We start from the raw sequence: 21,812 nt of genomic DNA on the forward strand, positions 1-21,812 counted from the left end.
GCCGGAATTCCCGTTGATGGATCAGATCAGCGGGATTCCGGTTTTTTTTATTTTTTAACCGGATACAAAAGTTGTTTTTCCGACTTTTCTGTTAGCCCGGATGTATCCTCACTCTTAAGGAGCTTGGAGTTATTCCATATTCTTAGTGATGAGAAAAAGGGATACCCCGTATTTTTCACAAAGGGTATGATATATTGTAGTATCCTCATGATACAGATAAATGTAGTTCGATTTTTGAGACCGAAATTATAACAGCGCGTAACACACTGCGAACGTTGCCCGTCAGCGGCGTTGAAGATAACCATATCGTATCGGGCGCAGGGAGATATGTCGGCCTGCCATTTTTCCTTTGCCCTGCTTCAAGCACAAGTTTCCTGGTGAAAAATCCGGGTCAGCCGCCATAGGTATCCCACAATTCTCCCAGAAAGAAGGTCCCGAAATTAGCAAGCAAATTTATTTCTTCAGCCGCCCCCGAAGCATCGATGGCATGCATGCTTTTAATAAGTTTTATCAGTTCTTTTACCTCGAGTCTGAGTATACCGGCCCCAACGATATCGCCTGTGTCATCAGATCCTTCGAATAACCTTACCTTTAAGGTGGTGGTATCATTCCAGAGATCAAAACCGGGATCATTTTTCACCTCCTTTTTTCCGGCTAAATAGTACTCCCGGTCACTATAGCTGAACGATAATTCATAGATCATCCATTTGACTTCGGTATCTTTATCATCTTCCACAAACAGGTTAAATACTCCTGTTTTAGCCGGCAGGTAGTTGTCGAAGTCCTCAAAAACAAGGTGCCCGTTCATCGTTCCGCCATGGTCCGGGTTCTCCATAAATCCTTCCAGATCGCGAATATAAATAGAAGCATGCAGGGACATACGGCTGCCTTTCTCCCTGCCTGCAACGGCTCCCTGCTTCGGATCCGTTTCACCCAAGGCAAACCAGCCTTCCATCTTTTCCCGGAAAGCTATACCGGGCGCCGGGTCTTTCATTTGAGTAGCAGTAGTTGTAAAAGAAACGCCTTCTTCGTCGCGCTTGTCCAGATATTGTATCGCATCAGCATATCCCATACTCACAAGGGTGGAAGCATCTATACGATTAAAAAAGAAATCAGGATCCAGGGGAAGGGGATACTCCGGTTTTATAACATGAAGAGTTACCGGCCGATCTTGACCATAGGGCGAGTCGCCCCGGCGGATTCGTTCGTTCAGTTCTCTGAGACGATCGAACTCTTCAAACAGGGCCCCGTTGGCGCTCATTTCAATCATGTGTACATACTGGTTGAACAGGCCGTCCCTGTATTGCCCGTGATTCCCTATGCACCACACCAGCCAAATTTCTTCGGCTCCCCGCTTCACAGCTTCGGTCAGATTCGCGTCCTTAATCCAGACCGCATCGATGTACTTCTTATTCTGATAATGAACAGCAGGCATGAATATCGGAAGTGAAATGCCTGCTACCAGCAGATCCAGCGCTATGTTCTGGTGAGGTATGGATTCGTTGATCTTGCCCGTATAGTTACAGATGTTAAAGGTCCCCTGCATACCCCTGGCTTGCCTGATCTTCTCAATATCAATACCAAGGTGCGGAAACACTTCATTGACAATCCCTTCGGCGCTGCCAAGTGCCTTAGTTTTATGCAAGCGCAGGTATTCGTCAAATGGCAGCATGGAAACAAATTTTTTGACATCGAGGGTACGCCACCGGTCACACATTTCCGCAGGAGAGCGTCCCGACAGCAGCATCGCCAGGTTCATCGTGCCACCCGAAGTGCCGTCGGCGTGGTGGAAGCAAAGATTGTGTTCAACCAGGGCCCGTATGACCCCGGCCTGGTAGGCCACGCGCATGCCCCCGCCCGCGAGCACAAGCGATCGCCTGGGACCCGTAGAGTCAGTCGTTGGCGCTCCGTAAACAAGTTCTTTTGGTTTGTTCATCATTAATTTTGTCAAAAAGCAGTATTATTATCGTTCCTTTATAGAATACCAGTAAATCATAATCAGGAATCCCGAGACAAGATCAAAGCCGGCAACCCCCAGGGCCAGCCACGAAAAAATGTCCCGGGAGACTCCGAGCCCAACGGCTGCGGCCGCCCCGAATTTTTGAAACCCGCACCAGAACACGGCCACAGGCTGGTGCCGTGTTGCCCCGAGGGCGTGGTACAGGAGTCCCCCAAACAAGACCATAAACAGGCCGACAATGCCAAAGAAATGCGTAGATGCCGGCGTTGCGGCCCCATCAATAATATACAGGACCAATGCCGGGTTAACGGCTTGAACCAACCCGCTGATTATGGTAATGGCCGCTATAATTTTCAGGACCGTTTTTACATGATTTTTATAGGTCATATTTTTTTCTTATTGCAGTGATCGTTCCAGCCGGTTTCGCGAATACAGGAAAATAATGATAACGCCGACTCCTTCATAAATCATAAAAAAGTAAAAAATCCAGCTTGGTGAACCGTCAGCAAATAATGAAACAGTTCGTGCCAGGACTCCTGCAAGCATAATCGTCAGAAAGAGAGTATTAAATTTTTTAACCGTAAAAATTTCGGTTCGAAAAACAATGGCAAACAGACCAAATCCCAGTTCCATGGCCCGGAGAAACCGGTACTGGCTAAGAACATTGGCCCGCGTTTCATCAGCAAGCGTACTGGTATCGAGACTAAGCAAAAGCTGATGGTCTACATCAGCCCCGAGAAAAGCTCCCCAGAATCCAGCCAGAACCACCAGTCCGATATAGGTATAAAAGAAGAAATAATTAAGGGTTTTCATCCCGGTGTAACTATTTATAGGTTAGACTTCTGTGGGTTGGGAAATAGCTTAAGAAATAGAGCAGCATCAACACCCATTCTCCCGTCCAAAAAAACATGCGGACAAGATGCAGGTTTTGCCAGGTACTGAGGATCTGTTGTAGCTCCGCCCGGTTGGTGATTCCCGCAGCCAGCTGTTCGTTGTAGGGAAAGATAAAAACCGACGTCAGAATGGTAGCCGCAACGACAGCTGATAGAATACCTATCGGATACCATTTTCGATACGATTTCCATTCTTCGATAATGATGATTATGGCCGACAGAAACATCAGTATCGTCATGACGGTAAAAAAGTCAGTCGCCCGGTTTATCGGCGGTACAAACTGTTCGTAATAATTTTCCGGAGTCAGGGAATCCGCCGAGGGAAGAGAGAAAAAGACCAGTGACCATCCGGTGCCGAAGTACATGGAGACGCAGGCAAACAAAAAGGATTTGTTGATTTTCAGCAGTATGTTTTTCATTGGTGTAGTCAATCGTTTTAATTAAATTTTGAAATGCTCATACTCCGTAATCGAGGGTGGAGCCAGCCATTCTTTATCTAATCCCAGGTCAACTACGCTTTCCATCCCTTCCGGCATGCGGGACGGGGGGGCGTCATATGTCAGAAACCAGCTTTCCAAGTGGTCGTCGAGGATACCGTTCGCCCTGGGGATATACATTGTGAGAAAGGGGGCGCTGTCGATTTCGAGGTCCCGTAGCGGGGCCGTTTTAGGATGGTCGCCGATGTAAAGCCGGGCATTGGCACTCCCAAATAAATTTAATCCCGCTTTCCCGTTGAAGTAGATGTAGGAAGCCATCAGCATATTGCGGAATTTGCAATAGTTCGTGGCGGCTATGTTAAACGGGATCCAGGCTTTAGAGGGACGGTCGATCTCAATCCGCATGGCGAACTGACCGTCTTTTTCATACTGGCTGCTGACGATCTTGTCACTGATTTTATAATCCAAGCGGGCCTGGTGCTTGGGCATTCCCCATATACCTTTTCCGCCTTTGACTGAAATTTCAGAGCTCACAGGCAGATCGATGACATACTGCCCGGTTCCGTACCAGCTCATAAACAGTCCAGGCAGCAGGGGCGGTGCGGGTTTGGGTCCGCGGGTACAGGCAATGGCAATGCTGAATTCGATATATTTACCAATGCTTGTTTCCAGGTAATTGATCACCGTAATTAGCAGAATTCCTTTGCCATTCCATAGCCGGAAGGGATGCAGTTCATTGCCCGGCAAAAAGCCTTTTGCTTTATCTGCATTTATTTGGAAGCCGGCAAACAGGGCAGGGGAGTCCACACAGTTTATAGGCATGACGTAAGGGATGCCGTCAACTGATGCATGACGATCCCGGTATCGTTTAATTCGTTTTGGTACTCCCATGGTAATAATTATCAGCTGATTAATAATTTGTTAGGTCGTTTCCAGTTCTTCTGCGATTAGCGGAAATACATCAGAAGCGGCATTTTTTCCCATAAAGATATCGAGATGGCTGTAGCCTGGAATACAGTGCAGGGCATGACGTCCCGGTTCCCGGCGATTAAAATAATTATAGGTTCTGAGCTGACTTTCGGGCAGAAAGCAAAGGTTTTCTTCGCCGGTAAAAAATGCGAACCTTGCTTTTGTTTGAGGCTCAGTAGCTATATAATCCCCCGGCAGTTCGTTTTCCCCTTTCAGGGAGACCAGGTTCCCTTTCTCAATACACTTTTTAATATGATTGAAAAAAAGCACCGGGACTTCGGCAAACTCCTCCCTTAACCACTCATGCGTAGCCTCATTCAGGTTTTCATGCCTCCAGAGGGCCGGAAACCCACTTCCATAGGTAAAACTGACTTCTTTGCATACCCCGTTGTCGCATTCATTGTGGGTAAATTCAACGAGACTGTGGATAATTCTGGGAAAAAACCAGGGCGCTTCTTTGCCCCACTGGGGATTAAGATAATCAGTGAAGAGCGCTACCACCGGAAGGGCAAACCTTGACTTGTAGACGGACCAATCGGGTACGACCGGGTGCAGAGAGACAGCATTGCTTATGATGGTTGTCACCTGGGGTACCAGTCCGGCCACAGCCGACATCATAAAGCTCGTGGATCCCTGGCAGTGAATAATCGCTTTTATCTCCTCGTATCCCGTCTTCTCAACAACTTTGGATACGGCTTCGGGGTGATCATATTTGGCCGCCAGGTCCAGGTTCCATTCGTTGGGTGGAAATTCGATGCTTGCCCGCCAGTTTTCCAACCAAACGTCGTAGCCTTCATGTACGAGGTAATCCACGATGTCGGTTTCAACGGGAGCCCTGAAAATATTGGCTCTCACCCCCGCTCCGTGAACGAGTAACACCGGACCTTTAGGCGGGTGCTCTTCCGCTTTCACATTGATAAGGTTACAGGACATGCCGTCGCCTGCCTTAAAAGGGATGATCTGCTCACTATATGTTTTTTTAGTGCTCACGATGATCAGAGATATTGTTCGTACTGTAGTCGATGGTCCACCCGTAATCGTCAGCCATATACTTGCAGTTTCGCTCAGCCAGGGCAGAGATAGTCAGCAACGGATTTACGCCCAGGGTCCGGGGAATAACAGAGCCATCGCTTACATATAATCCTTTATAAGCCTGCGTCCCATTTGTATTATCGAAGACCTGCCCCTTATGGTTAACCACCCCCTCTGTGGCATCTTCTCCCATAATCACTCCCCCAAGAGGATGCACCGTAGTAAGTCGATGTTTGAACAGTTTATTCCAGGTCGGATTTTTTATATAGGTGCCCCCAAGCCGCTGCGTAACCTTTTCAAGGTTCCGGCTCACTTTTTGGAAGATAGACTGCTTGCCCACATCATCCCAGGTTATTCGTATGCGGTCGTTTTTTAAAAAACACTCGCCCTTTCCATCGTCGTGGGTCATGACCAGGTAGGTCATGGTGTTCCTGGTAGCGCCCCGGTATGCGCCACCCAGAAGAGATCTCAATTTACGCCATAGTTCCCGAAAGAAATCAGTAAATCCCCGATCGGTATCCCTTCCGATAAATTTGGAGGAAAAGGCGAGCATCCAGGGTACAAAAGCGGACAGGGCCCCCGGGATCACGCCTTCTTCTATCACCATCCCTTCACTTTTTTTACTATGGGTGTATTTGTCTTCTCGCAGGTCGATGATACCCGTAATGCAGGGACCGACGGGACGATCTTTATCCGGTTCTTTGTGTCCCATTCCAATAGCATTGGCGTCAACGTCATTATTGTAGCCGAACCCGAGAAAGTCGCCATTACCGGTAAAACGCTGTCCCAGCATATCCGACATCTCCAGTCCGTTTTCTTTCGATCGCAGCAGTATCTCAGTGGTTCCGAGGGTGCCGGCTGCGAGGATGACGATATCAGCCGTGACAAAGTTTGTGGATTCCCCGAATTTTTTACCTCCCGCATTCATGATCTTATACCGTACCACCCACTGCTCCCGGTGGCGTTCGATCCGGTCTACGGCCGCTTCCGTAAATATTTCCGCCCCGTGGTTCCTGGCATCCGGAAGGTAGTTCATGAGCGTGGTATTCTTGGCCGCGTAGTTGCAGCCGGTTACACAATCACCGCATCCGTTGCAGGCGTTTTGAAACACGCCGGCATGATTTTCTCCCTGCTCAAAGTTTACGTTTATGGGGGGACGGTAAAAAGCGCCTTTTTCCCAGTTTCCAGAGGCCGATTCCATTGCTTTTAATTTTGCAGGGGTCCGCCAGTCCCCCGGATAGGGTGTTGGCTTTAGCATATTTTTTGCCAGCCGAAAGCACTCATCCAGGGTCTTCCTGTCCGCCTGTAAAGCGGAGGGCCACTCCTCAGAGGCCATCACCCAGTCTTTCGGAGGCAAAGAGACGTTCGCATTGACCAGCGAAGTCCCTCCCAGTCCGCATCCCTGGAATACATTGATATCTTCATTAAAACGAAAGTCGTACAGTCCGGTTTCGGGGCCAACGTGTTTTCCCTCCAGGTCCATCTGCATCTCTTTTGTAGCTTCCGCCTCCCTGTCCGGATATTCCCCCGGATGCAGCTCTTTCCCCTTCTCCAGCAGACAAACCGACTGTCCCGCTCGGGCCATCCGGGAGGCACTGATGCTTCCTCCGTAACCGGACCCCACAACCACCACGCGGTAATGTTCCTTCATTTGTTCAACAGGGAGTGATAATCGTTCCATAACAGTCATATTAATTATTTGCGTCGAAGCACGATCGGATCTTCTATCAGATCATATTGCAGGTCACCGTCCGGGGAATACCAGGGATGTTCACCCTCGACCCCGGCATTATATTGCCAGTGGCGGCATACAGTGGGAATTTTAATGGGAAATATGGTCAATTCTTTCGGGGAGATCTTGATGCGTATGAAGTTTTTATAATCTTCTCCGCGAAAAGACGAGAAAGCCTCCGTATCATGTGTTTTCAGAAGTAAAATAGCGACCAACAAGTATATGCCCATGGCGTATCCGCTAAAAAGCCATCCCAGGGCTGCAGCTATTATACCGCCGGCTGCAATACCTGTCATGCTGACCGGGATGGTCCCGAACAGGGCAATCAGCAATGCAGCGGTAATCCAAATAGAGCAAAGGATCAAAAGAATTTGGAACAACCCATGCAGGAAACCTAAAATCCAACAGGTTATATTATTCTTTCTGTTTTTATCAGCAAAGACCACAATGCCGGCAAAAACAATCAGTAGCAGAAAAGTTATTTCAGGATTATAGAACAATAAATTTTTATAGAGCCGGAGTGCTTCGTCTGCCTGGCTGATTGATAATGCTGAAAGAGCATGGAAAAACGATGCAGGATCGCCCCCCGCCGTATTGCTGACCGCCGTTAACCAGGCAAAAAGAAGATATATTACGGAAAAGAAACCCCCGAATGTTCTATTAATGAACGGGAACTTGAGGTTGTTCCATGCGAGTTTCCGTGAGGTAGACTCATCAGGAAAAGACGTATTCCTTGTAAAAGTACCCGTTTCCAAATGAAGCCGGTCTGGAACCTGATGAGTCGGATGCAAGAAAGCACCGCCGCCGCCGGCTGTTATCTTCCAATCGGGATCAGGGTCATTCTCTTTTTTAAAACTGGCGTAATGGTGCAGGTCGCCTGCCAGTAACAGCCGAAAATTCAGCTGCTTCTTGTCTTCTTTTTTGGAATATCGCTCCTGGAAGAACTTGAGATTCCTGTAGGCTTTGTCGTCCTGCTGGTATTCCTGATACGTCCAGGCTGGCTCGGCTGTGCACAGAATAATATCATCTCCGGGTGAGGCCTGTTCATAGATTTTATCAAAATAATCGATTTGTGTTTTATCGATATCCGCACATAGCTGAATATCGATACCCCAGAGCCACCAGTCATGAGGGAGCCTGGTGGCAAAATAGCTCCGTGTCTGTTTGGTGTGCCATCCGCCAATCCATCGCTGTTGACAGAACATTTTGATAAAACTGGAGAGCCCGTCATACCAGTCGTGATTCCCGGGAATGGCATACAGGGAGGGAGGCGATTCCTCTACATAGGGCAGTGAACAGCGATATGGAGCAATGAGCCTGTTTTGATATTCCTTCCAGGTGGCAGTGGGATACACTTCGTCTCCTCCCATCACCAGCATATTCGCCCGGGGCAAAAGGTGGTTTTCACCCGCGCTGTCACTGACCATTAATTTCTTCCGACCGATCAGGTAGGCAACAGAATAGGAGGAATTCCAGCCGGAGCCTATATCTGATACGTAATCAATCCATATTGATGATCGATCTGAGAAATCTTCGACCGGTTGTATCTCATTGGTAAGCTGCAGAGCCGCCTGCATCTCCCTCTTGTCGGCATAGTCGCCAAATACTGCTGAAATAACGGTACGTAAACCGGTTTGAGCTAATTGGGAGGGGCTATACCAGTCAACCATCCGTTTTTTTTCGAATCCCAATAATTTATTACTATCCCGGTCGGGACTCCTGGGTTTGTCAGTCGCCATATTCTGGAATATAAGGTGAAATATTCTTTATCATCCCCTTTTGGTATCGCATCCGGTTCAAACAGGCTAATTTTTTTAGATCACGAACAGAAGTTGAAAGAGGTACCCAAAAAGCAACCTATTCCTGTATTACCCTGTAAATTATAGGTTAAGTTTTTTTCCCTTAGACACGGGTGCTGCTTTTTTAAAACAATAAACGAAAAAAATGTATTTAACAAGGTACAGTTTTAAAATTATATCCTTGTAGGACAGACGGCACCGGGATCCCTTGATTTTCTTTTAGTAATAGGGGAATTATGCTCAGACAGCGGAGGGACATTGATATAATAAGTACGGAGCAGTGGACTGTAGAGTGGAAATCTGTTCCGGGGAGATGCTTTAAACTTGATCTATCAAAGTTCCGGGCGCTTTTTATGGGGATTCAAATAGACGGGTAAATTTTCATTATAATTGAATCTCAACTCTTTTTTCCATCCTTTTTCCAGTATAGGTTCTCCGATACCCTCGATGGTAATGACTGCACGGTTTTTTTGCTTTGACGGGGAAATATGCAACACTTTGGCTGTACCCTTTCCATTTATACATTCTTCTCCACAATTGAAGGGGCCATCATATTCTATGGTGACTGCTTTGTCTTTTTTTGCGTGCCGGGGTACCAGATGACTACTTACTACGCATACGCCAATCCAGTTGTTAACTCCAGGCTGAATATGGGCTTGTCCCCGGCCGGTTTCACCGTTCACTTTTACTATCGGTAGTGTGATATCCATAACATCTATATGTTAAGTATAAAAAATATAAAGCCCCAGCCTGTTAAAGGTAGCGGCTGGGGCTTTATGCGCTTTAGCTTACTCGGGAATGACAGCAAGTTAGGCCCTCTTCGCAGGTATAAATTATATGCTTTTATTTCAGGCATTACGAACGATTTCCCGTGCTTTTTCTTTGGACGTCCCCAGCCGCTGCTGAATACGGCCGACAAGCTCTTCTTCCTTACCCTCTGCATAGATTAGGTCGTCATCAGTCAGTTCTGCATATTTTTGTTTTAATTTCCCTTTTTTTTCGTTCCAGTTGCCTTTGATGTTTAATTTATTCATGTGACTGTATGTTAATGATTGGGTGGTTGGATTGTTTATGTGCGGCGAGTGCCAGATTGTTTCGATTGTTGGATACGCCTTATTTTACGTCGAATACTTTCCATTAATTCTTCTATGGTCAGATCCTCGGGATTGTCGATAGAGTAGGGTTGGTCTTTTTTGTTCTTATTTCCGGGGATTTCTCCCTCGAATTTTATTGAGCTCATAAAATCAGTTGTTTTTTCTGCTTATTGGTTTTTGAATTCTGTGCTTCTGACCTGTAGAATCACAGTAATTGTAAAGTTCATAGATGGAGGGTCCGAATGGGAAGCTCGGCGGGGGACATTTATCAGCGGAAACGCCTTTGGCCAGCTTCAAATCATTTTTGTCAACCTTCAGTACCACTTTTCCCTCTTCGGAAAGTTCCAAAAGGTCGGACGATGCCGGTACAGCGAAATATCGATTTCCTCCTCCGAAGAAATTTGTACAGTGCAAGATGATATATTGGAGGTTATTTTTATCATCATACCTTATTTCTTTTATGCGACCCAGGAACTCCCCTTTATGGTTACGTATCTCTGCACTCATAGCATGGGACGTCAGCGAGTTCCGTAATTTCATTATTATTTCTTCATCAATCACATCTATTACCATTCGTTGACCGCTGTTTTGTTTCTTCTGCAGTGGTCTTTGCAGGTTTGTGGCCGGGCTGGTAGGGTCTGGCATATCTACATCCAATTGCTGGTGAAATAGGATACCACCTCGTTTCAGGTGGTCTTGTTTTTTTCTCATACCCATTTTATTAAAGATCATCGGACTAAAACATAGAACGAACTGTGATATTTGCGTAGACAATTTTGCTACATCACTCTGTAAAAAATGTACTTTGAACTCGGCGTAAAGGAGAAAGGATATGTCAGGATATATTTTTAACAACGATAGCCTTTTATGCCATCGGCGATTTAGCCATATTCTTTTTAAAATTGGAGAAATGCGAGATAGAGCGGAAGGCCGGCAGCAGAATCACCTACTGAATCAAATCGTTTGCGATGGCGTACCGGGTCATTTCCACATTTGTAGCCAGATTCATTTTCTCTTTTATCCGCGAGCGATAAGTATGGACCGTATGCGGACTCAGGGAAAGTTCATTTGCTATTTCAGCCACACCTTTTCCTGCAGCAATCATACACAGAACCTCAAATTCGCGATCAGAAAGTGATTCGTGTAGCGGTTGACCATTGGGGCGACTTTGATCTACCTGAAGCGCCAGTTGTTCGGCTACATCTTCGGTAATATACTTTCTTTTTTCGATTACGATTTTTTTAATTGCTTTAACCAGCTTCTTTGATATGCTGGATTTGCAAAGGTAGCCTTCGGCCCCGGCTTTGAGGGCACGTATGGCAAATCGTTCCTCCGGATGGATACTGAGAATAAGAATGGGTAACGAAGGGTATAAATTCTTAATATCTTTTATAAGATCCATGCCACTTTTTCCAGGCATAGTAATATCCAGGATAACAATATCAGGCAGAGGCGAGGCCTCGAGTTTGCTAAGCAGCTCTCTGCCATCTGAGGATTCCCCGACCACCTGAATTCCCATTTCATTGTCAATAACTTTTTTGACTCCTTCCCGCATTAAAGGATGGTCGTCAGCAATGACGGTATTAATCATAACTTGTACCCCGTTAATTTAAAATGGTGGTCTGTGAATATCAGCATTCAAAAAACTGATAACATTTTAGTTGTAATAATCGGTGTCATGTATCGGTGGGAGAGGGGGCCCGTTAAACGCGAAAGCAACTCGTAGCCCGGTACCGTAATATTTTCGTGTTTAATTATGTATGACACTGATAACATTGTTAATCCCTCCGTATGTTAAAGTAAATATACTATAAAATGTTCCCTCTAAAAATGAATGTCAACCAAAAATGAATGGAAAAATGAATAGTATGTATTGCTCGTAGTAGTTGTGTAATAGAAGGTTCAGTTGTATGGTTAACCGCTTATTATCCCTGATGCCATTGCCTTCTCCTGTGTTTAATGAAGGAACATTTTATGAATTCCCCGTTATATATTAACTGCTGTGGAATAAAATTTCTATAGAAATAAACAGGTGAGGGCATCATGCACGCCGAACTATAGCTTATCACGATAATGTTATGATTGTTCTTGTAAAATATTGAAATAGAAAAAATGGCCCCGATGTTATACTTTTCCTGATGGTTTACTTTCAAATTCAAATAAATGAGATGAGGTCGATCAGGGCATTAATTTTCATCTGCTGTGTCTTCCTAATCCTGATGGGGTCATTCCTGAGATACTTCACTCAGCTACATGGGAAGAAAACGTGCAGGTAAATAAGTTTTTTGTCGCAAAATCCGGGATCAAGGCCCAAATTTTATGAAAAATGATAAAGGAAAGACTCGAACAGAAATAGAGCCAATTAAACAGCAGCGTTATCATGAGTCGCTGGCTACGCTGGGGGTATATGCTTTAGAGCAGGATGATCTTGAGGCAATTATGCACCGGGCTGTACAACAAACTTGTATGAACCTGGAAGTGGAAAGTACGTTTATCGCTCAATATAATCCCGAACAGGATACGCTTAAGGTTGTAGCCGAGACCGGTTGTGAATGTAAAGAGTTGAAAATTATTAACGATGCAAAATGGGATCTTGGTTATGCATTACAATCCGGAAAGCCGGTTTGTGTAAATGATTATACCAAAGAAAATCGATTTATAATCTCTCCCATTTTAAAACACCACGATTTTAAGAGTAGTGTTCTTGTTGCTGTCAGGGGGACGGAAGAGACCTACGGCGTGTTTGGATTTTATACACTTGAAAAGCGATCGTTTTCAGAAAGCGAGCTCAACTTTATCCAGATGGCTGCCAATATTGTTGCAGTGGCTATAGAACGAAAAAAGACCCAAAAAAGGTTAAAAAAGACCAATGCCCAGCTTAGAGAGGAGATGAAGCGAAGCCGGCAATACCAAAAAGATATCTTAAAAAATAATATTATAGAACGGTGGGAGCTGGGCGGATATCTTCATGATAATCTCGGACAGATGTTGGCTTCAGCTAAAATTATTATCCATGATATCGAGAATAAACTGAAACAAAATGAGACCGGTATAGCTGAACAAATTGTTACATTAAATTCCATTATAGACAAGGGAATTGAAGGGATACGTAACTTAACGCATGATATCATTCCTGTTGATATTGAAAAGGAGGGCGTGGAATATGCATTTCATTTTCTTATGCGGCAGACTCAAAAATTATACGACATTAACTGCATGCTGAAGATGAATAAAATTGTGACTGAAATTAAAAACAGGAAGATGGCTACTCATTTGTACCATGTGGTACAGGAGGCTATCAAAAACGCGGTGATGCATGGAGCGGCGAAGAATATTACGGTTACCGTACGGGAATCGGATGACAATCTGATACTGAAGATAGCAGATGATGGTATTGGGATATCAAATAAAAAACAAAGTAATGGAAAAGGATTGCGAATTATAAAACATCGCATGGATTTGCTGGGCGGCACTTTCGATATTGAGGATATTTCCGATGACCATGCAACAGGAGCCCGGGTAACGATTACGCTTCCGTTGGAAAAATTAAAGGAAGAACAGGAAACGGAAGATGGATAGCCCTTTCCCTTTCATTAAGTTTCCCGGGAATTAATGTGTCTACTGTTCAGATAGCTGATCCGTATACCTCACTAACAAATAAAGCTGACAGGGAGATCCGGTTAGGGGTAAAAAAGAAGGCGGCGTCCGATATTCCAGGTACGCCGCCTTTAGGGATTATGATAAGGGAAATCCTTAATTAATAATGTTTGCCAAATTGAATGTAGTAACGAAGGTTATTTGATTTTATTTGAAAATAATTTCTTTTTTCTTATTTATTTCTTTCGTTACTTAAATTTCTTCTTTACGCTTCCTTTCTATCCAATCTCAATCGGCGTTATAAAGGTACCCTTATATTTCCGTATTTGTTAATTGATAATACCTCATCATCTGATAGAAATCTTCTATTAGATCATGACCAATAGAAATACTAAAGGTTAAAGTAGGTTTCCTGTTCAGAGGGGATCTGAACATCGGGCACACGGTTACGGATAAAGCGCATTATTTTGGCGATATCATCCACTTTAAGGGTGAAACGGGAGGATTCAATGGATAGCATCCTTTGAAAACGGGTACCATTTTTCTTCTTCCACATCAGGTGATAAGTTCTTGAAAAGTCGAACAGCGCTTCGTTTTGGGAACGGGGGCTGTCCGGTGCGAATTTAAGCGCCTCGATATTGTTGGCAGCTATTTTGTGCGAATCGAAATGTATTGAACCTTTATATATGTCAATAACAAGGATATCATCATCAAAACGAAAGATAAAGTGATAAAGAGGTTCAGAAAGTCTGAATATTCCCCAAAAACTAATAAAAAATAAAATCAAGGCCGTAAACTGACGGAAATTCAATATGTTCCATTTCATTGACATAAAAGTGCCGGCCAGTAAGAATGTCCCGCCGGCGGTACATACCAAAATGATGATGCCCCAAAAGAGATTGGTCTCTTCTTCCAGAATATGTAGTTCTTGCTGCATTGCCTTATGTCTATGGGTCTTTGCCAAACCGTTCTTTTGGTCGATCCCTGCCTGTTCGCGTATTCAAGAATCTTCACATGGGTTATACATGCTTCAGTTTTGAATTTGCTCAGGATTTGATATGGACCAAAATTACTGGTTTTTCAAACGCTCCGTCTATTGTCCGGTTGAGTAGCTGTCCAATATAATACGGTTAATAAAAACTCTTTTCTAATCTGACCGGGTCCTGCGCCCTTTAATTACTGTTGATGCGGGATATATTCCTGACAAATAGATAAATTTTATTTCGCTATGTGGTTTTAACATTTAAAACTGGCCTGACAGCGTACCAACGTATGTCGGCTTCAATCGATCTCTTTACCAAAACTATGTTTCAGGACTTGAAGACCCAAAAAGATTCTTTGGAAAACAATCGCAAAACGCGTGTATCAGATAATGAGAACAGGGAATTTCATATTCCTTAGAAAATAGACTAATAAATGTCCCATAGGTTTAATATCTTTTGCCATCTAAATAAATCAGTAATTAATTGTTATCCATGAGCAGTTCGAATACAGATTTTGAAGCAGTTATAGGGTTAGAGGTGCATGCCCAGTTGTTAACAGAAAGCAAGGCATTTGCACCTGTATCCACAGAATTTGGAGGTTCTCCAAACACACAGGTTACTCCCCTGTGCCTGGGACATCCGGGTACCCTGCCGGTGTTGAATGAAAATCTGGTACGCTATATCATAAGAATGGGGTTGGCTACCCATTGTGAAATTGCAAGAAAATCAATTTTTGCCCGTAAAAATTATTTTTATCCTGACTTACCCAAGGGATACCAGATTTCACAGTACGAAACGCCCATCTGTCACAATGGAAATATTACCATAAAGCTGGACGGCTATACCAAGGATATCGGGATAACGCGGATCCATATGGAAGAGGATGCAGGCAAGTCTATCCATGACCAGGATCCGTTTAATACGCTTATCGACCTTAACCGATCGGGGGTACCGCTTATTGAGATTGTATCTGAGCCGGATCTGCGTACCCCTCAGGAAGCCTATGAATATTTAAAACGTATCAAACAAATTGTGCAGTATCTTGAAATTTGTGATGGCAATATGGAAGAGGGAAGTCTCCGCTGTGATGCGAATGTTTCCGTACGTCCCCGGGGACGTGAACAATTCGGGACCCGAACAGAGCTTAAGAATATGAATTCCTTTCGCAATGTAGAGCGGGCGATCGCCTTTGAGATTGACCGGCAGATTGACTTGATAGAGTCTGGGGGAGAAGTCATTCAACAAACACTTTTATGGGATGCCAACAAAATGGAAACGCGCACGATGCGCTCTAAAGAAGAAGCGCACGATTACCGCTATTTCCCAGAGCCCGATATCCCCCCGGTGGTCGTGACCGATGAGATGCTCTCGGAGATCAGGGAGAGTTTACCTGAAATGCCGGATGTTCGCCAGAAACGTTTTAAGAAAGAGTTTGATATGAGCGAGGAAGACGCTCAAACGCTGACAGAAGATCGTTATTTGGCTGATTACTATGAAAAGGTATTAGCTCACGCAGGTAGCCCCAAGGCGGTGTCGAATATTATCTTGTCGGAGGTATTGCGAGTGCTGAATGAGCGCAGTATTACTATCGAAGAGTTTTCTATTTCGGCCAAACGCCTGGCGGGACTCGTAGAGCTGCGTGAAGGTGATAAAATCAATTCTTCAGCCATGACGGAAGTTTTTGATGCCATGCTCGAAGAGGATAAGTCAGCCGAAGAACTGGCCAAAGAAATGAACCTTATGCAGGTATCCGACACCGGTTTCATAGAGCCTATCGTGGATGAGGTTATCGACAGCCATCCGGACGAAGTGGCCCGGTACCGGGAGGGGAAAAAAGGATTAATCGGCTTTTTTATCGGGCAGGTGATGCAGCGGTCAAAGGGTAAGGCCAATCCACAGCTGGTTCGGGAACTCATTAGTGAACGCCTGGAATAGGTGCCGGTATTTCTATTATTTACTTGTATAAGAGCAAACACCAATACTTAAGCATTCATGTATGCGTAAAAATTGTTTGCCTGTTTTCATTCTTATAGCGCTTATCGGCTGGGGATGTTCTTCCAATGATCGAAAAAAACAGGCGGTTGTCAGTGGTCATTTTTCAATCGTGGATTCTGCCGGTCAGTCCGGGAACTTATTGCCGGTCCAGGTCACCATTACCCGGGAAGATTCGGTTGAAACAGCGCCCGATACGCTCTTCCATGCAGTCACTGATTCCGGTGGAGTCTTTTCCGGAGTGGCTTTTTTTCCGGAAAGAAAACAATATTCGGCGTTTATCAGCCGTAATGGACAAACTATAGTGCGCTTCGCCATATTGTTGGCTGAGGATGATTCGGTTGAAATCAGCGGTCGGTTTCCTGATATCGAACAGTCACTGGACATCTCATCGCAGGAACACGATGCTATGCGGCAACTTAGAAATCTGAATCGTGGATTTCAGCGTATTGCCCGGTTTGCAAATGCCGGCAAGCTCCGCGGTGACACCCTTCAGCAGGAACTGTCGAAATGGAGCAACTTGTATATGGATCTCTATAATGAAAACAAGGAAACAAGGGCCGGGGAGTTAGCGGTTGCAGAGTCCGTCCGACTGCTGGAGGGATGGAATAACCCCGAGATGATGAACCGTCTCAGAAAGGTGCAGGAGAGGGATGCCCTGGCTCCCCTGGCGGCAAATTATGGAAAAGACTATTTGGCAGAGGATCAGGGACTTGAGGCTGCATTGGCTTACCTGGATACACTATCCAATATTACGGATGGACGCGACCAAAAGATGAGGATCCGTATGGAACGGATAGGGTTACTGTACGACAGCGCGCGTGTAGAGACAGCTCAGAAGGATTTGGAGGCGTTCCGGGAGCAGTATGCTGCTGACAGTACTGCCCAACAGTGGGCAGAATCCATCGGCTACGACCTGAATTATCTTTCGCCCGGCGACGAAGTGCCGGAATTCGAATTCAGCCAGCAGGGAAAAAAGGTAAGTCGTGACTCGTTGCTGGGCAACCCTTATATTCTTGAGGTCACCCGACTGGCTAACCCCCTTTACCAGGAGCAGTTTGATCGGACGGTGGTTATCCACAGCATTTATAAAAACTATGGATTGAATGTGGTTACCTTGCCTCTGGATGAAAGTCAGATTACGGTGGATGCTTTTTTTGAAGAACGCATAAAGCCGTGGCCGGTTGCGGACGCCCGGGCTTTTGACCGCGAAAAACTGCTGGAAATGTTTAATGTCCGACTGATACCAACGCGATTTCTGGTTGACGGGAATGGGAGGATCGTACGTAAATATGTGGGAAGGGAATTTCAGGACATCATAAAAGATCTTCAAATGATTACCAATCAAGACCAACAATAAATAGTATTATGAGAAACTACTTAATTGCCGGAAATTGGAAAATGAATTGCGGTCCCGCAGAAACACAAAAACTACTGCGAGGGATCAAAAATAGTGATATATCCATTCCAGAGCGGGTGGATGCGCTTGTTTGTCCCCCCATGATCTCATTGACCGTTGCCGCAAATGAACTGCAAGAGGAAGCCGGTGTTGCGCTGGGAGCACAGAATGTACATTTCGAAGACAATGGCGCCTATACGGGCGAAGTAAGTACTCAAATGCTGAACGAAGTGTATTGTGAATATGTGATACTGGGACACTCTGAACGGCGTGAATACTTCGGAGAAACCGACCAGACCGTCAATGCAAAAGTAAAAAAATCATTGTCGGATGACCTGCTTCCGGTTATTTGTGTGGGAGAATCACTGAAGCAGCGCAAAGCGGGCGAACATCAGCTGATTGTGCGAAAACAGGTGGAAGCGGCCCTGACTGGTGTGTCGGAAGACCAAGCCGCCGGTTTGGTCATTGCTTATGAACCCATCTGGGCCATCGGTACCGGCGAAACAGCCACTCCGGACCAGGCCCAGGAGATGCATAAGATGATTCGGGATGTAATAGCAAATTTATACGGCAATGACAGGGCCGGCGGAATCCGGATTTTATACGGCGGAAGCATGAAACCGCACAACGCTGAAGAGCTGCTCAGCCAGCCGGACGTGGATGGGGGACTTATTGGGGGGGCGTCTTTACAAGCGGATAGCTTTATGGAAATTATTCAAATCGCCGGTGACCTTTCCTCGTAGGATAGCATCATTGATTTCACAGGCTGAAGCAGGAGCAAAAGTTCTTTTGAACTAAGGTGTAATATTTACTTATTTATACAATCGATAGTCGTGTGGCAGGAGTCACTGTGGCCTTCAGTTTCACTTGCTCAGCAGACATAACCTGTAACGTACTATTGAATTACTATATTGACACATGCTAATTATCAATAGTCTACAATTCAATTGACGGAGTGACATGAGTTTAAATGTATTATTATTAGGCAGCGGCGGTCGGGAACATGCCATGGCCTGGAGTATAGCAAGATCGGACAAACTGGATACGCTTTATATCGCCCCGGGGAATCCCGGAACGGCACAACTGGGGGAGAATGTAGACTTGTCACTTTCGGACTTCCAGGCTATTCTCCGTTTTGTGGAGGAGCAAGGTATTGATTTGACGGTAGTGGGACCTGAACAACCGTTGGTCAATGGCATTACGGATTTCCTGGAAGATAACGGCCACAAGGTATTTGGTCCCTCCAAAAAGGCTGCTCAGCTGGAAGGAAGCAAGAAATTTGCCAATGAGTTTATGAAAGAGAACCATATTCCTACGGCCGACTTCGATACCTACCGACAGGATGAATTTGACAAGGCCTTATCCGTCATCAAAAAGCGGGATATCTACCCGGTCGTGCTTAAAGCGGATGGATTGGCAGGCGGGAAGGGTGTCTTTATTTGTGAAACGGAGGAGGAGGTTGAGAAGAGACTTCGTGAGCTAAAGGAAAACGCCCGTTTCGGAGAAGCGGCCGAGACTCTGGTTGTTGAAGAATTTATGAAAGGCGACGAGGCTTCCGTATTTGTTATCTCGGATGGCAAAACGGCTAAGATCATCCATTATGCGCAGGACCATAAACGGATAGGAGAAGGAGATACGGGCTTGAATACCGGGGGAATGGGAGCTTATGCACCAACCCCGGTGCTGGGTAGCCGTATGCTCCAGCGTATCGAGAAAGAGATTATTCTGCCTACCATCTCGGCGATGCTGCTGGATGACAATCCCTATAAAGGCATCCTGTACTGTGGACTTATGATTACCACCGAAGGCCCCAAAGTGGTCGAATACAACTGTCGTTTCGGCGATCCGGAGTGTCAGGCTATTCTTCCGTCTCTTGAGTCGGATCTTCTCGATTTGATGGAAGCCGCTGCCAGCGAAGAGCTTGATCAGAAAAATGTTAAGGTCGATAACCGGTACCGCTGTTGTGTGGTGCTGGCTTCGGAGGGGTATCCGCTGGACTATGTTAAAGGAAAGGAAATTACCGGTATAGAGGACGTATCGGATGATGCACTCGTTTTCCATGCCGGGACCCGGAGGGAGAACGGAAAAATACTGACGGATGGGGGACGCGTAATGAATGTGGTCGGGGGAGGAGAAACGCTCCCGGAAGCCATTAAAAATACCTATCGGGAGGTCAAAAAAATCAATTTCGGCAACAAGTACTTTCGTTCCGATATCGGGGCAAAGGGACTTGCTTATATTGAGTAGTCTCAGGTCACAGGCCATAGGTACTTGAAAATGTGTGACCCGTAACCACCACTCGAATAATTATGAAGCAGGAGCCGGTGGACAGGAGGCCCAGGTGCGTATTTCAGGGAGATAAACATCGGATATCCGGCAACGAAATTAATTTGTGACGGGGAATGAAGAAATGCAGCCGCTTCTTTACGGTATTATTTTGAAAAAATATCCTTCACTTTGTCACGCTTGATCTTACCGGTTTTTGTACGGGGAATGAAATCCGTTTTTATGATCTCTTTCGGAATTTTAAAAGATTGCAGTACTTCTTTCAGCTTTGCCTGAATATGATTGCGGTCGATTGGCCTGTCGTCTTCGGTCGTTACGATGGCCACAACCCTCTGTCCCCATTCCTTGTCGGGTATACCCACGACGGCGGCATCCCGTATATCGAAATTATTTTTTAGCGCCTGTTCTATTTCCGCGGGGGATATATTCTCGCCCCCGCTGATGATCAAATCCGTGCGTCGCGATTCGATAAAAAGTTCGTTTTGCTCATTCAGATGGCCAAAATCTCCGGTATTAAACCAGTTGTCGTCATCAAAGTTATTTTCCCTGTTCAGGTATCCGTCAAAAAGCTGGGGTCCCCTGAGCCAAATTAATCCCGATTCACCGTCCGTCACGGATTCGCCTTCCTGATTTCGAATTTCAATGCTGTTGGGATCAAAAACCCTGCCCACGCTTTTCCGGGGACGACTCAGATCACCAACTCTCATAAGAGGATTGGCCGCAATTTGTGCGCAGCTTTCGGTCATGCCATAACTCGATATAATGGGAATGCCCCGGTTGAAACACTGATCAACAAGAGATGGAGCAATGGGACCACCCCCCAATAGAATCGCCTGAAAATCATCATGGACAGAAAAGTCAGTTCTGTCCATCAAACGGTTAAGCATGGTGGGAACCAGGGAGGCTGCAGCCAAGCGGGAATCCCGTTGCAGCAGCTCGACAGTTCGGGCGATATCAAAGCCGTCAGTACGGTAGATGCCCGACCCGTAGAGCAGGGACCGGAGGATTACCGAAACACCGCCAATATGGTGCAGGGGCAGGGAGAGCAGCCATAAGTGATTCCTCCCGGGTTGCAGGTTTTTGGCTGATCCCCTGGCAGAGAACAACATTTGACGTCGTTTCAGGGGGACTATTTTAGGGACCCCGGTCGTGCCGGAGGTAAGGAAATAACCGAAGAATTGCTCGGGATGAATATGTTTCTTGTGTTCCTCTACCCATTCTTCGGGAGTAAAATCAGGGTGTAATATCCGGGAGAGAGCAAAACGGTCGATGTCTACAGTGGCAAAGGATGTGCCGGAGGAATTCTCATATTCACCCTCATTTATAAAGAGTCCGATCTCCAGCTCTTGAAACAGAAGATCACGCTCCCTGCCGGGGAGCTCAGGGTCGAGGGGGACAAAAGGAATACCAAGTCTCCAGCACGAAGCGATAAGAAAGACGAGCTCGTCGGAACTGGAGGTCCCCAGGGCCAGCGGCTTGTTGAAATCATAGTGTATTCCCGTGAGATAGCGCAAAAAAACATGTTCGAACTGCCTCAGATCATCATAGATATAGCTGCGCGAAGATTTCAGAAACAGATCGATGGGCAATGCATCGTTGAATGTCGGTATTTTGATATCAGGATTCATTGGTTGCATGT

20 protein-coding genes are annotated in these 21,812 nt (G+C 45.7%); 5 read left to right on the plus strand and 15 right to left on the minus strand.

The window, feature by feature from the left end:
- Positions 1–391 precede the first annotated feature (391 nt).
- The 13 genes from BUB16_RS01400 to BUB16_RS01455 form a co-directional block, all read right to left on the minus strand.
- A complete protein-coding gene (locus BUB16_RS01400; protein ID WP_211483046.1) occupies positions 392–1,939 on the minus strand; it encodes a patatin-like phospholipase family protein in 1,548 nt (515 codons plus the stop codon).
- A gap of 24 nt (positions 1,940–1,963) precedes the next feature.
- Positions 1,964–2,347, minus strand: a complete 384-nt coding sequence (locus tag BUB16_RS01405) for a hypothetical protein (protein ID WP_073059022.1) — start codon at positions 2,345–2,347, stop codon at positions 1,964–1,966.
- Positions 2,348–2,356: 9 nt separating this feature from the next.
- A complete protein-coding gene (locus BUB16_RS01410; protein WP_073059023.1) occupies positions 2,357–2,773 on the minus strand; it encodes a DUF4345 family protein in 417 nt (138 codons plus the stop codon).
- Between the two features lie 10 nt (positions 2,774–2,783).
- Complete coding sequence (locus BUB16_RS01415; protein WP_073059024.1) at positions 2,784–3,272, minus strand: anthrone oxygenase family protein; 489 nt, start codon at positions 3,270–3,272, stop codon at positions 2,784–2,786.
- Positions 3,273–3,293: 21 nt separating this feature from the next.
- A complete protein-coding gene (locus BUB16_RS01420; protein WP_073059025.1) occupies positions 3,294–4,181 on the minus strand; it encodes an acetoacetate decarboxylase family protein in 888 nt (295 codons plus the stop codon).
- A 30-nt stretch (positions 4,182–4,211) separates the two neighbouring features.
- Positions 4,212–5,192 (minus strand): alpha/beta hydrolase family protein, encoded by a 981-nt coding sequence (locus BUB16_RS01425; RefSeq protein WP_350354127.1) that lies wholly within the window; start codon positions 5,190–5,192, stop codon positions 4,212–4,214.
- 46 nt (positions 5,193–5,238) lie between these two features.
- On the minus strand, positions 5,239–6,972 hold the full coding sequence (locus BUB16_RS01430; RefSeq protein WP_139240141.1) for a GMC family oxidoreductase N-terminal domain-containing protein: 1,734 nt from the start codon (positions 6,970–6,972) through the stop codon (positions 5,239–5,241).
- A 14-nt stretch (positions 6,973–6,986) separates the two neighbouring features.
- Complete coding sequence (locus BUB16_RS01435; protein ID WP_073059028.1) at positions 6,987–8,762, minus strand: metallophosphoesterase; 1,776 nt, start codon at positions 8,760–8,762, stop codon at positions 6,987–6,989.
- A 392-nt stretch (positions 8,763–9,154) separates the two neighbouring features.
- Positions 9,155–9,532 carry a hypothetical protein gene (locus tag BUB16_RS01440; RefSeq protein WP_073059029.1) on the minus strand — a complete coding sequence of 126 codons (378 nt, stop codon included), beginning with the start codon at positions 9,530–9,532 and terminating at the stop codon, positions 9,155–9,157.
- 138 nt (positions 9,533–9,670) lie between these two features.
- Positions 9,671–9,856 (minus strand): CsbD family protein, encoded by a 186-nt coding sequence (locus tag BUB16_RS01445; RefSeq protein ID WP_073059030.1) that lies wholly within the window; start codon positions 9,854–9,856, stop codon positions 9,671–9,673.
- A 35-nt stretch (positions 9,857–9,891) separates the two neighbouring features.
- Positions 9,892–10,062, minus strand: a complete 171-nt coding sequence (locus BUB16_RS21340; RefSeq protein ID WP_170864238.1) for a hypothetical protein — start codon at positions 10,060–10,062, stop codon at positions 9,892–9,894.
- Positions 10,063–10,066: 4 nt separating this feature from the next.
- Positions 10,067–10,477, minus strand: coding sequence for a PRC-barrel domain-containing protein (locus tag BUB16_RS01450; RefSeq protein WP_170864239.1), 411 nt, complete (start codon positions 10,475–10,477; stop codon positions 10,067–10,069).
- A gap of 385 nt (positions 10,478–10,862) precedes the next feature.
- On the minus strand, positions 10,863–11,507 hold the full coding sequence (locus tag BUB16_RS01455; protein ID WP_073059032.1) for a response regulator: 645 nt from the start codon (positions 11,505–11,507) through the stop codon (positions 10,863–10,865).
- A 728-nt stretch (positions 11,508–12,235) separates the two neighbouring features.
- Here BUB16_RS01455 and BUB16_RS01460 point away from each other — a divergent pair.
- The gene (locus BUB16_RS01460) at positions 12,236–13,495 is read left to right on the plus strand and encodes a GAF domain-containing sensor histidine kinase (protein ID WP_073059033.1); all 1,260 of its coding nucleotides are present in this window, start codon (positions 12,236–12,238) and stop codon (positions 13,493–13,495) included.
- A gap of 409 nt (positions 13,496–13,904) precedes the next feature.
- On the opposite strand, the gene BUB16_RS01465 is transcribed toward BUB16_RS01460, so the two are convergent.
- On the minus strand, positions 13,905–14,477 hold the full coding sequence (locus BUB16_RS01465; protein WP_139240143.1) for a hypothetical protein: 573 nt from the start codon (positions 14,475–14,477) through the stop codon (positions 13,905–13,907).
- A gap of 511 nt (positions 14,478–14,988) precedes the next feature.
- On the opposite strand from BUB16_RS01465, the gene gatB reads away from it, so the two are divergent.
- The 4 genes from gatB to purD all read left to right on the plus strand — a co-directional run bounded on the left by gatB (position 14,989) and on the right by purD (position 20,134).
- Positions 14,989–16,431: an Asp-tRNA(Asn)/Glu-tRNA(Gln) amidotransferase subunit GatB gene (gene gatB, locus BUB16_RS01470; RefSeq protein ID WP_073059035.1), complete on the plus strand. Its 1,443-nt coding sequence runs from the start codon at positions 14,989–14,991 to the stop codon at positions 16,429–16,431.
- A gap of 61 nt (positions 16,432–16,492) precedes the next feature.
- The gene (locus BUB16_RS01475; RefSeq protein ID WP_073059036.1) at positions 16,493–17,848 is read left to right on the plus strand and encodes a TlpA family protein disulfide reductase; all 1,356 of its coding nucleotides are present in this window, start codon (positions 16,493–16,495) and stop codon (positions 17,846–17,848) included.
- Positions 17,849–17,856: 8 nt separating this feature from the next.
- Positions 17,857–18,630: a triose-phosphate isomerase gene (gene tpiA / locus BUB16_RS01480; RefSeq protein ID WP_073059037.1), complete on the plus strand. Its 774-nt coding sequence runs from the start codon at positions 17,857–17,859 to the stop codon at positions 18,628–18,630.
- A 217-nt stretch (positions 18,631–18,847) separates the two neighbouring features.
- The gene (gene purD / locus BUB16_RS01485; RefSeq protein ID WP_073059038.1) at positions 18,848–20,134 is read left to right on the plus strand and encodes a phosphoribosylamine--glycine ligase; all 1,287 of its coding nucleotides are present in this window, start codon (positions 18,848–18,850) and stop codon (positions 20,132–20,134) included.
- A 185-nt stretch (positions 20,135–20,319) separates the two neighbouring features.
- Here the strand turns inward: purD and BUB16_RS01490 are convergent, their stop codons facing one another.
- Positions 20,320–21,801, minus strand: a complete 1,482-nt coding sequence (locus BUB16_RS01490; RefSeq protein WP_073059039.1) for an AMP-binding protein — start codon at positions 21,799–21,801, stop codon at positions 20,320–20,322.
- Positions 21,802–21,812 lie beyond the last annotated feature (11 nt).

Origin of the sequence: Fodinibius roseus, assembly GCF_900129315.1 — a bacterium.
Lineage (GTDB): Bacteria > Bacteroidota > Rhodothermia > Balneolales > Balneolaceae > Fodinibius > Fodinibius roseus.

Coding starts and splice junctions, on each gene's coding strand:
- BUB16_RS01490 (WP_073059039.1), bottom strand. CDS start 21,801: ATGAATCCTGATATCAAAATACCGACATTCAACGATGCATTGCCCATC.
- BUB16_RS01460 (WP_073059033.1), top strand. CDS start 12,236: ATGAAAAATGATAAAGGAAAGACTCGAACAGAAATAGAGCCAATTAAA.
- BUB16_RS01455 (WP_073059032.1), bottom strand. CDS start 11,507: ATGATTAATACCGTCATTGCTGACGACCATCCTTTAATGCGGGAAGGA.
- BUB16_RS01415 (WP_073059024.1), bottom strand. CDS start 3,272: ATGAAAAACATACTGCTGAAAATCAACAAATCCTTTTTGTTTGCCTGC.
- BUB16_RS01405 (WP_073059022.1), bottom strand. CDS start 2,347: ATGACCTATAAAAATCATGTAAAAACGGTCCTGAAAATTATAGCGGCC.
- BUB16_RS01420 (WP_073059025.1), bottom strand. CDS start 4,181: ATGGGAGTACCAAAACGAATTAAACGATACCGGGATCGTCATGCATCA.
- BUB16_RS01475 (WP_073059036.1), top strand. CDS start 16,493: ATGCGTAAAAATTGTTTGCCTGTTTTCATTCTTATAGCGCTTATCGGC.
- BUB16_RS01430 (WP_139240141.1), bottom strand. CDS start 6,972: ATGGAACGATTATCACTCCCTGTTGAACAAATGAAGGAACATTACCGC.
- BUB16_RS01440 (WP_073059029.1), bottom strand. CDS start 9,532: ATGGATATCACACTACCGATAGTAAAAGTGAACGGTGAAACCGGCCGG.
- BUB16_RS01400 (WP_211483046.1), bottom strand. CDS start 1,939: ATGATGAACAAACCAAAAGAACTTGTTTACGGAGCGCCAACGACTGAC.
- gatB (WP_073059035.1), top strand. CDS start 14,989: ATGAGCAGTTCGAATACAGATTTTGAAGCAGTTATAGGGTTAGAGGTG.
- BUB16_RS01410 (WP_073059023.1), bottom strand. CDS start 2,773: ATGAAAACCCTTAATTATTTCTTCTTTTATACCTATATCGGACTGGTG.
- BUB16_RS01425 (WP_350354127.1), bottom strand. CDS start 5,192: ATGTCCTGTAACCTTATCAATGTGAAAGCGGAAGAGCACCCGCCTAAA.
- tpiA (WP_073059037.1), top strand. CDS start 17,857: ATGAGAAACTACTTAATTGCCGGAAATTGGAAAATGAATTGCGGTCCC.
- BUB16_RS01435 (WP_073059028.1), bottom strand. CDS start 8,762: ATGGCGACTGACAAACCCAGGAGTCCCGACCGGGATAGTAATAAATTA.
- BUB16_RS21340 (WP_170864238.1), bottom strand. CDS start 10,062: ATGAGCTCAATAAAATTCGAGGGAGAAATCCCCGGAAATAAGAACAAA.
- BUB16_RS01445 (WP_073059030.1), bottom strand. CDS start 9,856: ATGAATAAATTAAACATCAAAGGCAACTGGAACGAAAAAAAAGGGAAA.
- purD (WP_073059038.1), top strand. CDS start 18,848: ATGAGTTTAAATGTATTATTATTAGGCAGCGGCGGTCGGGAACATGCC.